This window comes from Streptomyces sp. NBC_00691, assembly GCF_036226665.1.
Classification (GTDB): domain Bacteria; phylum Actinomycetota; class Actinomycetes; order Streptomycetales; family Streptomycetaceae; genus Streptomyces.
The window spans coordinates 4386981-4401128 of sequence record NZ_CP109007.1; the positions used below are offsets into that span (position 1 = coordinate 4386981).

The 14148-nt window shown below is 71.6% G+C and carries 18 protein-coding genes; 14 read left to right on the forward strand and 4 right to left on the reverse strand.

The genetic code is table 11. From position 1 onward, the window contains the following. Positions 1–23 precede the first annotated feature (23 nt). The 4 genes from OG392_RS19820 (at position 24) to OG392_RS19835 (ending at position 2755) form a co-directional block, all read left to right on the forward strand. Positions 24–710 carry an LmeA family phospholipid-binding protein gene (locus tag OG392_RS19820; RefSeq protein WP_329281214.1) on the forward strand — a complete coding sequence of 229 codons (687 nt, stop codon included), beginning with the start codon at positions 24–26 and terminating at the stop codon, positions 708–710. Between the two features lie 501 nt (positions 711–1211). After that, on the forward strand, positions 1212–2057 hold the full coding sequence (locus OG392_RS19825) for a sulfurtransferase (RefSeq protein WP_329281216.1): 846 nt from the start codon (positions 1212–1214) through the stop codon (positions 2055–2057). 49 nt (positions 2058–2106) lie between these two features. Next, complete coding sequence (locus tag OG392_RS19830; protein WP_015035121.1) at positions 2107–2394, forward strand: DUF1416 domain-containing protein; 288 nt, start codon at positions 2107–2109, stop codon at positions 2392–2394. A gap of 97 nt (positions 2395–2491) precedes the next feature. Continuing rightward, complete coding sequence (locus OG392_RS19835) at positions 2492–2755, forward strand: DUF3099 domain-containing protein (protein WP_329281219.1); 264 nt, start codon at positions 2492–2494, stop codon at positions 2753–2755. Positions 2756–2764: 9 nt separating this feature from the next. Here OG392_RS19835 and OG392_RS19840 read toward each other — a convergent pair whose 3' ends face one another. Beyond that, the gene (locus OG392_RS19840; RefSeq protein WP_329281221.1) at positions 2765–3130 is read right to left on the reverse strand and encodes a DsrE family protein; all 366 of its coding nucleotides are present in this window, start codon (positions 3128–3130) and stop codon (positions 2765–2767) included. Between the two features lie 211 nt (positions 3131–3341). On the opposite strand from OG392_RS19840, the gene OG392_RS19845 reads away from it, so the two are divergent. The 6 genes from OG392_RS19845 (at position 3342) to ygfZ (ending at position 8216) form a co-directional block, all read left to right on the forward strand. After that, the gene (locus OG392_RS19845) at positions 3342–4181 is read left to right on the forward strand and encodes a hypothetical protein (RefSeq protein ID WP_329281222.1); all 840 of its coding nucleotides are present in this window, start codon (positions 3342–3344) and stop codon (positions 4179–4181) included. Positions 4182–4198: 17 nt separating this feature from the next. Continuing rightward, positions 4199–5047 carry a hypothetical protein gene (locus OG392_RS19850; RefSeq protein WP_329281224.1) on the forward strand — a complete coding sequence of 283 codons (849 nt, stop codon included), beginning with the start codon at positions 4199–4201 and terminating at the stop codon, positions 5045–5047. Further along, positions 5044–5922: a hypothetical protein gene (locus OG392_RS19855; RefSeq protein ID WP_329281227.1), complete on the forward strand. Its 879-nt coding sequence runs from the start codon at positions 5044–5046 to the stop codon at positions 5920–5922. Before OG392_RS19850 ends, OG392_RS19855 begins: the two co-directional genes overlap by 4 nt. Positions 5923–6175: 253 nt before the next feature. After that, a complete protein-coding gene (locus tag OG392_RS19860; protein ID WP_329281229.1) occupies positions 6176–6748 on the forward strand; it encodes an FABP family protein in 573 nt (190 codons plus the stop codon). Between the two features lie 40 nt (positions 6749–6788). Next, complete coding sequence (locus OG392_RS19865; protein WP_055600541.1) at positions 6789–7226, forward strand: Fur family transcriptional regulator; 438 nt, start codon at positions 6789–6791, stop codon at positions 7224–7226. A gap of 9 nt (positions 7227–7235) precedes the next feature. Beyond that, positions 7236–8216, forward strand: coding sequence for a CAF17-like 4Fe-4S cluster assembly/insertion protein YgfZ (gene ygfZ / locus OG392_RS19870; protein WP_329281232.1), 981 nt, complete (start codon positions 7236–7238; stop codon positions 8214–8216). 50 nt (positions 8217–8266) lie between these two features. Here the strand turns inward: ygfZ and dtd are convergent, their stop codons facing one another. Beyond that, complete coding sequence (gene dtd / locus OG392_RS19875; protein WP_329281234.1) at positions 8267–8692, reverse strand: D-aminoacyl-tRNA deacylase; 426 nt, start codon at positions 8690–8692, stop codon at positions 8267–8269. 139 nt (positions 8693–8831) lie between these two features. Here dtd and OG392_RS19880 point away from each other — a divergent pair, with 139 nt between their 5' ends. Both OG392_RS19880 and OG392_RS19885 read left to right on the forward strand, forming a co-directional pair. Next, positions 8832–9452, forward strand: coding sequence for an RsiG family protein (locus OG392_RS19880; RefSeq protein WP_329281235.1), 621 nt, complete (start codon positions 8832–8834; stop codon positions 9450–9452). Between the two features lie 129 nt (positions 9453–9581). Next, on the forward strand, positions 9582–10826 hold the full coding sequence (locus tag OG392_RS19885; RefSeq protein ID WP_329281237.1) for a GNAT family N-acetyltransferase: 1245 nt from the start codon (positions 9582–9584) through the stop codon (positions 10824–10826). 11 nt (positions 10827–10837) lie between these two features. Here OG392_RS19885 and OG392_RS19890 read toward each other — a convergent pair whose 3' ends face one another. Both OG392_RS19890 and OG392_RS19895 read right to left on the reverse strand, forming a co-directional pair. Beyond that, on the reverse strand, positions 10838–11593 hold the full coding sequence (locus tag OG392_RS19890; RefSeq protein ID WP_329281239.1) for an ABC transporter permease: 756 nt from the start codon (positions 11591–11593) through the stop codon (positions 10838–10840). Next, positions 11586–12533 carry an ABC transporter ATP-binding protein gene (locus tag OG392_RS19895; RefSeq protein ID WP_329281241.1) on the reverse strand — a complete coding sequence of 316 codons (948 nt, stop codon included), beginning with the start codon at positions 12531–12533 and terminating at the stop codon, positions 11586–11588. Before OG392_RS19895 ends, OG392_RS19890 begins: the two co-directional genes overlap by 8 nt. Before the next feature lie 139 nt (positions 12534–12672). Between OG392_RS19895 and OG392_RS19900 the strand changes: the two genes are divergently transcribed. Next, complete coding sequence (locus OG392_RS19900) at positions 12673–13446, forward strand: TetR/AcrR family transcriptional regulator (RefSeq protein WP_329281244.1); 774 nt, start codon at positions 12673–12675, stop codon at positions 13444–13446. Beyond that, positions 13443–14093 (forward strand): TetR family transcriptional regulator, encoded by a 651-nt coding sequence (locus OG392_RS19905; protein ID WP_329281246.1) that lies wholly within the window; start codon positions 13443–13445, stop codon positions 14091–14093. The genes OG392_RS19900 and OG392_RS19905 overlap by 4 nt, the downstream gene beginning before the upstream one ends. Positions 14094–14148: the final 55 nt, after the last annotated feature.

Here is a 14148-nt window from a genome sequence, read left to right on the forward strand (position 1 = left end):
TCCAGTGGGGGGACGCACAGCCCATGCGAGCACTGCGGATTCTGTTGATCGTGGCCGTCGTGCTGGGCGGGGTCCTGGTGGGGATCGACCGGCTGGCCGTGGCGTACGCCGAGGACGAGGCGGCGGGCCGGGTGAAGCTGGCCTCCGTCGACAGCGACGCGATAGAGGTCGACATCAAGGGCTTCCCGTTCCTGACCCAGGTCGCCGGCAAGCACTTCGACGAGGTCGACGTGAAGGCGACCGGCGTCCGGGCGCAGGCCGGCAGCAAGCGCATCCGCGTCGGCGAGCTGACCGTGGCGCTGCGGGACGTGACCGTGACCGGCGACTGGGCGGGCGCGAAGGCGGGTTCCGCGAGCGGCACCGCCCTGATCTCGTACGCGGACCTCACGGCCGCCTCCGACCAGGAGGCCACCGTCGCCTACGGCGGCAACGGCAAGGTGAAGGTGACCGGCGGTGTGAAGGTGATGGGCCGCACCCTGACCCGTACGGTCGTCTCGACGGTGACCGTGGTGAACGGCGACACGATCCGGGTCCGTGCCGACGAGGTGCCCGGTGAGGGCATCCCGGGCATCGAGGACCTGGTCCGCGCCCGGACCGACTTCGAGCGGCCGATCGGCGTGATCGCCGGGATGAAGGTGGAGAAGGTCGAGCCGAGGCCGGACGGTCTGGCCGTCACCGTGGCCGGCAAGGACGTCGTCCTGGCGGGCTGACGGCCCCGTGGAGCCCTCCGGGCGGCCCCCGGCGTGTACCCGTTGGTCACATGCTGAGACACCGCTGTCCGACCAGCAGAATCAGAACCGGACGCCTCGGTACGGAGGCGTCCGGAGCTGTTTCGCAGGGTGATCGCGTCTCGCATCTCGGACGATCGCGTCTCAAAATACGACACGCCGGTGACACGGCCGCCTGTCCGTCCCTACGATCGAGGCATGAAGCGACAGGCGGATCTCACGAAGCGGCGGGCAGTAGACCTGTGCCGCGTCGCCGCCATGCTCTGTCGCTCCGTCTGAGCGGGACTCACCACTCCCGTATTCCTCAGGCCCTCCGACCGCGGTCGGGGCCGCCCCGTGTAGCCGTACGCACGTCCGTCACGCACGTCCGCTTGCCCGACACGTCCCTGACACGTCACCCGACGAGCCGCCCGCGACGAGGCGTACCGCACCACATCGCACACCCGCACCACACCGCCGCACACTGCCCCGGAGGAGAACAGCATGGCTCGCAGCGACGTCCTGGTCGACGCGGACTGGGTCGAGGCCAACCTCGACAACCCGCAGGTCGCCCTCGTCGAGGTCGACGAGGACACCTCGGCCTACGAGAAGAACCACATCCGCAACGCCATCCGTATCGACTGGACCCAGGACCTGCAGGACCCGGTCCGCCGCGACTTCATCGACCAGGAGGGCTTCGAGAAGCTCCTGTCGGCGAAGGGCATCGCGAACGACACCACGGTCGTCCTCTACGGCGGCAACAACAACTGGTTCGCCTCCTACGCCTACTGGTACTTCAAGCTCTACGGCCACCAGGACGTGAAGCTCCTCGACGGCGGCCGCAAGAAGTGGGAGCTCGACTCCCGCGACCTGGTCGACGGCTCCGAGATCCCGGCCCGCCCGGCCACCGAGTACAAGGCCAAGGCCCAGGACTCCTCGATCCGCGCCTTCCGCGACGACGTCGTGGCCGCGATCGGCGCCCAGAACCTGGTCGACGTCCGCTCGCCCGACGAGTTCTCCGGCAAGCTGCTCGCCCCGGCGCACCTCCCGCAGGAGCAGTCGCAGCGCCCCGGCCACGTGCCGAGCGCCCGCAACATCCCGTGGTCGAAGAACGCCAACGACGACGGCACGTTCAAGTCGGACGACGAGCTCAAGGCCCTCTACGAGGACGAGCAGGTCGATCTGGCGAAGGACACCATCGCCTACTGCCGCATCGGTGAGCGCTCCGCACTGACCTGGTTCGTGCTGCACGAGCTGCTCGAGGTCTCGAACGTCAAGAACTACGACGGCTCGTGGACCGAGTACGGCTCCCTCGTCGGCGTGCCGATCGAGCTCGGCGCCAACAAGTAACCCCGGACCCTCCCTCCTCCGGACCCCTCGACCGTAAGGACAGAACGACATGTGTGGAGCGCAGCCCGGCGGCCCCGACGCCTCGACGATCAAGCCCGGTGAGACCACCATCCAGGGCTTCGTGACCAAGGACGGCCAGCCCGTCACCGGTTACGTCCGCCTCCTGGACTCGACCGGCGAGTTCACGGCCGAGGTCCCGACCTCCGCCACCGGCCAGTTCCGTTTCTACGCGGCCGAGGGCACCTGGACCGTCCGTGCCCTGGTCCCCGGCGGCACCGCCGACCGCCAGGTCGTGGCGCAGCACGGTGGCCTCGCCGAGGTCGCCATCGCGGTCTGATCCGCGACACCGTACCGGCCGAAGGGCCGTGCCTCCTGGGGGGTTGGACGCCATTTCCAGGACTTGAGGCACGGCCCTTCGGTCGTACCCTGAAGGTGTGTACGCACGACGTCGCCACGTCTACTTCTGGATGATGGGCGCCTGCCTGCTGTTGTTCGTCGGCGCCTGGGCCGTCGTGCGCCTCTTCTCGATGCCGGTGGCGATCGGCATGTGCGTGGTCGCCATGGTCATCCCGCCGGTCGCCGCGATGGTCGCGAACCGCCGGGGCCCGGAGGACCGCTGGTGGGACGACCCCTCGGGCGACCCGAAGTCGGACGAGTGGTGGGACGAGCTGGACGGCAGGAAACGCCGGGAGCCCTGACAGCAGGCCCTAGTAGACGAGCGCCTGCGTCCCGTCCGCCATCGCCTCCTGCACGAACAACTGGGCGCCGGCGATGCGGAAGCCCTCCAGGAGGTCCTTCTCCTCGATGTCACGGCGGGCCGCGCATTGCGTGCAGACCGTGATGCGCCCGCCGCCCGCCACGATCCCGTCGATGAGGTCCGGGAGCGGCGCGGCGTGCGGGAGCTCGAACTCGGCGGCGCGGCCGGGGAGGGCGAACCACGAGGACTCGCCGGTCAGCCAGAGCGAGACCTCGACGCCGCTGGCGGCGGCCACGGCGGCCACCGTGAAGGCCTGGGAGCAGCGTTCGGGGGCCTCGGCCCCCGCGGTCACCTTGATCACGAGCTTCTTCGGCATATGCCGAACTGTAATGTGCGGCACCGCAACCCCCGGTGTCCCCCACGTGTCTGGTGGGTGCGCGGATGACGGAATCCGCGCTTCAGGTCTCGTGGGGGGACATTTGAGCAACGAAGAAAGCACCCGAAATCCGGAAACGGCACCACCGCCGGACCCGGAGCCGGGAACGGAGACCGCGCCGCCGGTCATGCCGCGGGCCACGCCGGAGGATGTGGCTCCGGTCACAGCGCCGGTCGCAGCGCCGGTCACAGAGCCGGTCACAGAGCCGGCGGCACCGCCCGCCGAGCCTGCCGCGGAGGCGACGGCCGAGCCCGTCGCCGGACGGACCCGCCGCCGCGGGCTCCGTACCGCCGGGCTGATCGCCGTCGCCGCCGTCATCGGCCTCGTCGGCGGTACGGCCGTCGGCTACGGCATCCAGGCGGAGCGCGAACCGACCGCGCTGCCCGCCCTGAACCAGCCGGGTCTCGCGTACCCCGCGAAGGCGCTTCCGAAGGGGCAGAAGGCGAAGCCGCTCCCCGCCTCCGAGGACCTCAGGGCGAAGGCGCAGGGAGACCTGCGGAAGCTGCTCCTGACGAGACCCGCCGGGGCGAAGAAGCCCGAGTTCGCCGATGCCGACGGCTGGATGGCGGTCTCCACGTTCGCCTCGCAGTTCAACAGGCCCGACAACGCTCTCGACGACCAGCTGGAGATGGGCATCCGGCGGATCGCGGTCACGTCCTGGGCGACGGGCGAGTACAAGGAGACCGAGATCCGGCTGGTCCAGTACCGCGCCGGCGACGTCCTCGGCGCGCAGGAGTTCGTCGAGGACCAGCAGGCCTACATGCCGGAGGAGGACTTCGCCGAGAGCGAGGGCACGGAGCTCAAGGGCTCGGCCAACGGCCGCTACTACGTCTTCCCGGTGCGGAAGAAGGCCGGCTACCTGGACCTCTACGAGGCCAGGGCCTACTTCTACCGCGGCGACATCGCCGTGGAGATCTACGTCATCGACACCAAGAAGGTCTCCGCGACGGAGATCCGTTCGCTGGCCGAGCGACAGCTGGGGCGCCTGTGAGAGAGGACCGGAACGACGTGACCGAACCCGTGACCGACCCTGCGCCCGCGGCGGCAGCCACGCCCGAAGCGGCGCCCGCAGCCGTGGCCGGGCCCGTGGCGAAGCCGGGTGCCCGCCGGGTCCTGCTCGGGGTCGTCCTGCCCTCGGTGCTCGTCCTCGGCCTGATCGGCGGCGGCGTCGCCTACACCGCGGTCACCGTCTCCTCCGCCGACCGCACCGCGCCGACGCAGGTGTGGGGCGCGGCCGGGAAGCCCGCGCGGAACGACGACCCGGCCGCGCCGCTGGCCCGCGGCGAGACCGGAACGCCGCTGAGCAAGCTCCTCCTGCCGCTCCCCGAGGGGTACGAGTTCGGCCCTGACGAGGAGCTGTACGGCAACGACGGCGAGCTCGGTGCCGCGGAGGCGACCGCCCTGATGAAGCAGTCGGGCGAGGGGCTCTCCGGGAAGAAGCGCCGCACCTTCGAGAAGAACGTCGAGAAGCTCGGCATCCAGGGCATCGGGGTCCGCTCCTTCGCCAACCTGGAGAACGACGTCGTCGTCTCCGTGGAGCTGGCGCGGATGAAGGACAAGAAGCGGATCAAGGACAGCTACCGACTGCGCAAGGAGGTCATGGAGTTCCTGGAGTTCCCGAAGGGGCCCAAGGTGAAGGACCACGGGAACGCCGTCTGCTACCTCGCGCCTGTCGACGATTCGCTGGACAAGAAGGAGCGGGCCGCGGCGCTGGAGCAGATGTTCTGCCTCGCGTACGACTCCGAGGTCTTCGTCACCGTCAAGGCGGCCGGTGCCAAGCCGTTCGACAAGGCCCGCGTGGCGAAGCTGCTGACGCAGCAGCTCGACCACATCGCATCCCCGGGGGAGTACGTATGACCGAGCAGACCCTGCCCCAGCCCGAGGCCCCGGCGGCCCCGGCCCCTGCCCCGCCGCAGGTGCAGGTGCAGGCCTCCGCCTCCGTGCCGGAGAAGCCGGAGAAGCCGGAGAAGCCGAAGAAGTCCCGTCGGCCGCTGGTCCGGGGCATCGCCCGCTGGACCGCCGCCGTCCTCGTCCTCGCCGGTGCCGGCACCGGTACGGCCATGGGGATCACCGCCATGGACCGCACCGACGTGCCGGGGCTCGCGACCGAGTCCGACGGCCGCTGGGAGTACCCGAAGCTCACCCTTCCGGCGCTTCCCGCGGACGCTCCCCGCCCGTGGACGGAGGGCAACGTCGCCGAGATCCACCACGCCGACCTGCGGCAGCTCCTGCTGCCCGCCCCGGCGGGCGCCACGGTGGACCCGAAGTCGAAGGGCGGCTGGACCGGCCTCGACTCGTACCTCGCACTGCTGGCGGAGAAGGACCGGCGCGAGGTGAAGGAGTACATGGCGGAGTCGGCGCTCCGGCACGTCGCGGCCCGCGGCTGGACCACGCCGGACGGCACGACCACCCGGATCCACCTGCTGCGGTTCTCTTCGGTGGCGTTCTCCGAGGCGTTCAAGGACGACGTCACGCGCGAGATCTCCCAGAGCCGCCGACTGCCCCTCGGCGTCGACGAGGCGGAGATCGACACGTCCACCCAGGACGTCGACGTACCGAACCTCTCCGTGTACTCCTACAAGGAGATGGAGCCGTTCGGCCCGCAGCAGACCCGCTGGTCCTACATCCAGGCCGGCGACACCTTCGCGGTCGTCACCCAGACCCGTAAGGGCGGGACGCTCGCCGTTCCGTTCCAGCAGACGGTGGCGCTCCAGGCGCAGCTGCTCGGCTAGTCGCCGCACCGGTCACAGCCTGCGAGACCCACCTCACCGAGTGGGCCCGGGCCCCGCCCACTAAGCTGGGGTCCGGCCCGTTCCGCCTTCACCGCTCAGTCGAGGAGCACCCTGTGATCATCTTCTTCGAAATCCTCCTGGTCCTGGTCGCCGTCGGCGTGATCGCCTTCGCCGGTCTGGCCGTGAAGAAGCTGTACCAGGGCCAGCGCTAATCCTTCTCGCCAACCACTTCTAGAGAACGCCAGAGCTGCTCATGATCGAGATCCCGTCCGACCTCAACCCGGACCTCGTCCCCCTCGCGTTCCTGCTCGGCACGTGGGAGGGCGCGGGCGTCTCCGACTTCCCCGGCGCCGAGAAGTGCAACTTCGGGCAGTCCGTGACCTTCAGCCACGACGGCCGGGACTTCCTCGAGTACGCGTCCCACTCCTGGGTCCTGGACAACGAGGGCAACAAGGTCCGTCCGCTGGAGAGCGAGAGCGGCTACTGGCGCATCGACAAGGACCGCAAGGTCGAGGTCGTCATGGTCCGCGACCAGGGCATCGTCGAGATCTGGTACGGCGAGCTGGCCGACCAGAAGCCGCAGATCGACCTGGCCACGGACGCCGTCGCCCGGACCGCGGCCTCCGGCCCGTACTCCGGTGGCAAGCGCCTCTACGGCTACGTCAAGAGCGACCTCATGTGGGTGGGCGAGAAGGCGACCCCCGAGGTCCCGCTCCGGCCGTACATGTCGGCGCACCTGAAGAAGGTCGTGACGCCGGAAGAGGTCGCGGACATGGCCCGCAACCTGGGCGACCTGCCCGACGACGGCATCGCCTTCTTCCGCTAGGCCCTGGGGCTGAGCGCCACGCCCTCCTACACTGGGGGGCGTGGTGAGTACCGACTGGAAAAGCGACCTGCGGCAGCGCGGCTATCGGCTGACGCCGCAGCGTCAGCTCGTCCTGGAGGCCGTCGACGCGCTCGAGCACGCGACGCCCGACGACATCCTCGTCGAGGTCCGCAGGACCGCGTCCGGGGTGAACATCTCCACCGTCTACCGGACCCTGGAGCTCCTGGAGGAGCTCGGGCTGGTGAGCCACGCCCATCTGGGGCACGGGGCTCCGACGTACCACCTCGCCGACCGGCACCACCATCTGCACCTGGTGTGCCGGGACTGCTCCGAGGTGATCGAGGCGGATGTCGAGGTGGCCGCCGAGTTCACCGGGAAGCTCCGGGAGACCTTCGGCTTCGAGACCGACATGAAGCACTTCGCCATCTTCGGGCGGTGTGCGGACTGCACGCGGAAGGCGCTGGACAGCGAGTCGTAGGCTTGCCCCATGCAGCGACATTCAACGACCAGCCCTCTGCTGTCCCTGCCCGGCGCCGTCGCCGCGGAAGGCCGCGACGAAGGTGTCGCCGCGCACTACGGCGACCTGTTCCGTGAGCAGCGCGCCCTCGCCGACGGACGCGGTTTCGTCGACCTCTCGCACCGCGGTGTCATCGCCGTCACCGGCGGCGACCGGCTGAGCTGGCTGCACCTGCTCGTGACCCAGCACATGACCGACCTCGCGCCCGGACAGGCCACGGAGGCGCTGATCCTCTCGGCGAACGGGCACATCGAGCACGCCCTGTACCTCGTCGACGACGGCGAGACGGTGTGGGCCCACGTCGAGCCGGGGACGCGCGAGGAGCTCGTCGCGTACCTGGAGTCGATGAAGTTCTTCTACCGGGTCGAGGTCGCCGACCGTACGGACGAGATCGCCGTGGTCCATCTCCCGGCCGGTTCGATCGCCGAGGTGCCCGGTGGAGCGGTCGTACGGGAGACCCCGCACGGCCGTGACGTCTTCCTGCCCCGCGCGGACCTGGAGGCCTTCGGGGCCTCGCACGGCCCGGCCGCCGGCATCCTCGCGTACGAGGCGCTGCGCGTCGAGGCCCACCGGCCCCGGCTCGGCTTCGAGACCGACCACCGGACCATCCCGCACGAGGTCGGCCTCATCGGCAGCGCCGTCCACCTGCAGAAGGGCTGCTACCGGGGCCAGGAGACCGTCGCCCGGGTGCAGAACCTGGGGAAGCCGCCGCGCCGCCTGGTCTTCCTGCACCTGGACGGCAGCGAGGTGCTGCTGCCCGGGCACGGCACCCCGCTGCGGCTCGCCGCCGACGGCGAGGAGGGCCGCCAGCTCGGTTTCGTGACCAGCTCCGTCCGCCACCACGAGCTGGGACCGATCGCCCTGGCCCTGGTGAAGCGGAACGTGCCGGTGGACGCCCCGCTGATCGCGGGGACGACGGCCGCCGCCCAGGAGACCGTGGTCGAGCCCTGAGTCCTGTCGTCACTGACGACAGGACCAGGACCTGGGGCCGTCCGGAGGCCTCAGACCTCCAGCAGCACCGTGAACGGGCCGTGATTCGTGAGCGAGACGCGCATGTCCGCTCCGAACCGGCCCGTCTCCACGTGCGCGCCCAGTGCGCGCAGCCGGGCCACGACCTCGTCCACGAGGGGCTCGGCCACCGGGCCGGGCGCGGCCGCGTTCCAGGTGGGGCGGCGGCCCTTGCGGGCGTCGCCGTACAGCGTGAACTGGGAGATGACGAGCAGCGGCGCGTTCACGTCCGAGCAGGACTTCTCGTCGTCCAGTACCCGGACGGACCAGAGCTTTCTGGCCAATTGGGCGGCCTTCTCCGGGGTGTCGTCGTGGGTCACCCCGACCAGTACGCACAAGCCCTCGCCGGTGATCTCACCGACGGTCTCCCCTGCGACGACGACGCTCGCGCCGTCCACCCTCTGCACCACTGCACGCATACGCCCCAACCTACCGAGTGGTGACCAGTCCGGCGGATGAGGGGCCGAACGGGTGCAGAGCGCCTGCACGCGCACATGCATGAGTGGCACGATGCGTGTCAGGCGGTGCGGCTCCGCACCGGTCGAGGGGACGATTCTCATGAGTGCACCTGGCACCGGGCCGACGCCGTCCGGCCCCGTACCGCTGATCCGCGCCGGAACCAGGGGCGGTGGACCGGGCGGAGGCCCGGCCACGCGCCCACCCGTACAGAGGACCGCCGAACCCGCCCTGCCGGACCGGACCCAGCCCGAGCTCGGCGCGCTGCGGCTGCCCGAGCTGCGCGCCCTGCGCCGGGACGCGCAGAGCGACGAGGCCGACCTGAGCTACGTGCGCCGGATGCTCCAGGGCCGGATCGACATCCTGCGGGCCGAGCTGGCGCGACGGACCGACCCGGAGGCCCCGGTCCTCGACCGGCTCTCCGAGATCCTCGCCGACGTGCCCTCGCGGCACCGTTCGTCGGCCCGGCACGTGACGCTGTCGACGCCGCGCGGCGAGGAGTACCGGCGGCTCGCGTCCGAGATGCTGTCGGAGGTCGAGCTGTCGGACCTCACGGCCCGCACGGACGACGAGCTGCACGCGGGGATGGGGCGGCTCGCCGGGTACGAGCAGCAGATCTCCCGCCGCCGGCAGCACCTCCAGCGGACCGCCGACGACTGCAGCGCCGAGATCGCCCGCCGCTACCGGGAGGGCGAGGCGCAGGTCGACGATCTGCTGGCGTGAGCCGCGGAGGCGGGCCGAGGAGCCGCTGAGACCGGCCGCGGGGCCGTGGAGGCCGGGGCCGCGGGGCCGTGGAGGACCGCCGGGAAAACTCGGGTGCGGGTCCCTCGGGGCCCTGCGTAGGGTCGAAGGATGACTGTCGACGTACGCGCGGTGACGGAGTCCGAGTTCCCTGATTGGCACCGTGCCCTGCGCACCGGGTTCCTCAACCCGCCCGTCGTGTCGGAGGAGGTGGTCGCCGACCGGCTGCCGCATCTCGACCTCGCCCGGACGCTCGGGGCCTACGACCGCGGCCGGACCGTCGCGACCTTCCGGTCCTTCCGGCAGGAGGTGAGCACGGTCGGCGGCGGCAGCCTCACCGCCGACGCGATCACCCAGGTCACCGTCGCCCCGACGCACCGCAGGCGCGGACTGCTCCGCCGGATGATGAGCGCCGATCTCGCCGCCGCGAGGGAGCGGGGCGACGCGATCGCCACCCTGATCGCCGCCGAGTACCCGATCTACGGGCGCTACGGCTTCGGTCCGGCGAGCTCGACGGCCGCGTGGAGCGTGGACGTCGGCCGGACCGGACTCGATCCGCGCCGATCGGGCCGCCCCGAGGACGGCGGCCGGATCGATCTGACCGACGCCGACGAGATCCGCAAGATCGGCCCCGAGGTGTACGCCCGGCTCGCCGGGGTCCGCGCCGGCGTGACCGACCGCACCGCGCGCGGCTGGGACGTCGGTACCGGCCGTGCCGTGTCGGACGAGCCGTGGCGGGAGCCCTACTACGCGGTGTACCGCGCGGAGTCCGGCGAGGTCGAGGGGTACGTGGCGTACACGGCCGACGACAAGTGGGACGACGCCAAGCAGCCGATGAACACGGCGACCGTGCGGGACCTGATCGCCGTCACCCCGGCCTCCGAGCGCGCCCTGTGGCACTACCTCTGCTCCGTCGACTGGATCACCACGGTCCGTTCCGGCTACCGGGCGCCCGACGACCCGCTGCCGCTGCTTCTGCCGGATCCGCGCGCCGCGAAGCTGCTGACGTACGCGGACATGCTGTGGGTCCGGGTCCTCGACGTCGTCCGGGTCCTGGAGAGCCGGACGTACCCGGTGACCGACGGCATCGTGCTCGACCTGCGGGACGGGGACGGGCTCGCCGGCGGGCGCTACCGGCTCGACGCCTCCCCGGAGGGCGTCTCCTGCGCGCGTACGGACGAGTCCGCCGATCTGGCCTTCGACATCGCCGAGCTGGGGGTCCTCGCCTTCGGTGACGAGTCGGCGGTACGGCTCCACCGGCTCGGGCGGATCGAGGAGCTGACGGCCGGCGCGGCCGTCCGCGCCGACCTGCTGTTCCGTACGCCGCTGCGGCCCTTCTCACCCGACATCTTCTGAGGTTCCGCCCGTCAGCGGGTCCGGAGCCGGAAGAGGAAGCCGGACGCGGCGACCGCCAGGGCCAGCAGGCCCGTGCACCAACCCAGCGCGATCCAGGGCGAGTCGCCCACCGGCCGGTCGAGCAGCAGGCCCCGCATCGACTCGATCAGCGGGGTCACGGGCTGGTGCTCGGCGAAGCCGTGCAGCCAGCTCGGCATGGTCTCGATCGGCACGAACGCGCTGCTCGGATAGGGCAGGAACATCATGAAGAACGTGACCGCCCCGGCCGCCTCGGGTGTTCTGGTGACCAGGCCGATCGCCGCCGAGAGCCATGACACGGCGGTGATGTAGGCGAGCAGGAGTCCGATCGCCGCGAGCCAGCCGCCCGCCGATGCGGTCGGACGGAAGCCGATGACGAAGGCGGCGCCGAGGACGAGCGTGGTGGAGAGCGCGTTGCGGGTGACGGCGGCGGCGACGTGCCCGGCGAGGAACGGCGTCCCGCCGATGTCGAGCGTGCGGAAGCGGTCGACGACCCCGAGCCGCATGTCCTCGCTGACGGAGAGGGCGGTGCTCGCGGCGCCGAACCCGGCGCAGAGGACGAGCACGCCGGGGACGACGTAGGTGACGTACCGGGTGCCGGTGTCGATGGCTCCGCCGAAGAGGTAGACGAAGACCAGCATCAGCATGATCGGCAGCATCATCGAGGTGATGACGGCGTCGAGGTTGCGGCGGCTGAGGCGGATGCCGCGCCCGGCGAGGGTGCTCGCGGCGGTGAGCGTGTCAGACACGGCTGGGCTCCTTGTCGGCGGTGAGGGTCAGGAAGACGTCGTCGAGCGTGGCCGTGTGCAGTCCGAAGCGGGAGATGTCCCGGCGCTCGGGGTCGAGGCCGTCGAGCAGTTCCCGCACGTGGGCGGCGGTGCCGTCGGTGGGGATGCCGAGCGTGCGGGTCTCGGGGTCGCGGGTCGCCGAGGGGCCCGTCCGGTCGGTGAGCCGCGCGTAGCCCGGCCCGTCGGACGCCACGACGTCGAGGCGGTGGGCGGCGTACCGGGCCTTGAGTTCGGCGGGGGTGCCCTCGGCGAGGGTGCGGCCCGTGCCGAGGACCGTGATCCGGTCGGCGAGCCGGTCCGCCTCCTCCAGGTACTGGGTGGTGAGGAAGACCGTCGTGCCTGCGTCGGAGAGTTCGCGGACGGCCTGCCACAGCTCCTGGCGGCTGCGTGGGTCGAGTCCGGTGGTGGGTTCGTCGAGGAACATCACCTGGATCGTTCCGGGGTCGCGGACGAGACCGGCGGCGAGGTCCAGACGGCGGCGCATCCCGCCCGAGTACGTCTTCGTGAGGCGGCCGCCGGCCTCGGTAAGCCCGAAGCGGTCGAGGAGTCCGGCGGCGCGGCGGGCGGCGGCGGGGCGGGAGAGCCCGGAGAGCCGGGCCGCCGTCCAGAGGTTCTCGGAGCCGGTCTGGTTCTCGTCGACGGCGGCGAACTGTCCGGTGAGGCTGATCGCGCGGCGGACCCGGGAGCGCGCGGTGACGACGTCGTGCCCGGCCACGCGCGCGTGGCCGGCGTCGGGCGTGGTGAGGGTGGCGAGGATGCGGACGGCCGTGGTCTTTCCCGCGCCGTTGGGGCCGAGGAGAGCGAAGACGGTGCCGCGCGGGACGTGGAGGTCGAGGGCGTCGAGGACGCGGAGGTCTCCGTAGGTCTTGGTCAGGCCGGTGGCTTCGATGGCCGGAGGCATGGGTGCTCCTTGGGCGGGTGGGTGACGCGGGTGGGTGACGGGGTACGCCTCGATCCGTACTGCGTATGCCGTACGCGTTACTGCGTAAGGGTTACGCATTACTAGGATGGGCGTCAAGCGTGCGAGGTGGAGGCGGGTCATGGCGGACGGCGGCAGGGGCGGCGAAGGTGAGGGCGGGAGCTTTCTCCCGCCGGGCATCGAGGCGGCCTGGGGGCTGCGGGAGCGCCCCTCGAAGGGGCCCAAGCCCGGTCTGACCCTGGACCGGATCGTCGACGCGGCCGTCTCCCTCGCCTCGGCCGAGGGGATCGGCGCCGTCTCCATGGGCCGGGTCGCCAAGGAGCTCGGCGCCTCGACCATGTCGCTCTACCGGTACGTCTCCGCCAAGAGCGAGCTGTACGTCCTCATGCAGGAGGCCGCCACCGGCGCCCCGCCCGAACTCTTCCCGCCCGGCACCGACTGGCGCGCGGCGCTGGAGGCCTGGGCCTGGGGGATCCGCGAGGTCTACCTCCGCAACCTCTGGCTGCTGCGGCTCCCCGTCTCGGGCCCGCCCGCGACGCCGAACCTGGTCGCCTGGTGGGAGCGGGCCCTCGTCGCCCTGCGGGACACCGGCCTCGACGCGGGCGCCAAGATCTCGGTGACCCTGCTGGTCGGTGGCTTCGTCCGGAGCGACGCCCTCGTCATGGCCGACCTCGCCACCGTCATCGCCTCCGGGGACGCGGCCCCGGAGGAGGTCGTCGCCCGCTACGGCCGCACCCTGCGGCGGCTCGCCGACCCGGAGAGGTACCCGGAGGTGGCGCGCATGCTGGACTCGGGCGTGATGGACGAGGGCGACGCGCCCGAGGTCGAGTTCCGGTTCGGCCTCACCCGGATCCTGGACGGGGTCGCCGTGCTGGTGGAAGGGTGTGCCTCGTGAGCGACGAGTCCGTCGCGGCCCCGGGGCTGCGCGAGCGGAAGAAGGAGCGGACCCGTCGGGCCCTGTCGGACGCGGCCGTCGCGCTCTTCCTGGAGCGCGGCTTCGACGCCGTCTCGGTCGCCGAGGTGGCGGCCGCCGCCGAGGTCTCGAAGCCGACCCTGTTCCGCTACTTCCCCGCCAAGGAGGACCTGGTCCTCCACCGGTTCGCCGATCACGAGGACGAGTCGGCCCGGGTGGTGGAGGCGGGCCGCCGTACCGGTGCGGACCCGCTCGACGCGCTGTCCGCGCACCTGCTCGACGGCCTCGCCCGGCGCGACCCGGTCACCGGGCTCTGTGATCACCCGTCGGTCCTGGCGTACCTCCGGCTGCTGTACGGCACGCCGGCCCTGGTCGGCCGCCTCCACGCGTACCGCGTGCGGTCGGAGGCGGCGCTGGCGGACGCGCTGGCCGCCGGTTCCGGGGGCCCGGGCGCGGATCCGCTCCTCGCCCGGCTCGCCGCCGGGCAGATCGTGACCGTGCTCCGGGTCCTCGCGGAGGAGAACACGGCCCGGATCGCGGCCGGGGAGACGGCCGACGCGGTGGAGGCGGACGCGGTGGCGGCGGCGGGGCTGGCGTTCCGGGCGCTGCGGGAGGGGCTTCCGTATTAGCGCGGATGGGCGGCGCGACGGGACACGGATCACGTAGACAAGTAAAAAATGTAAC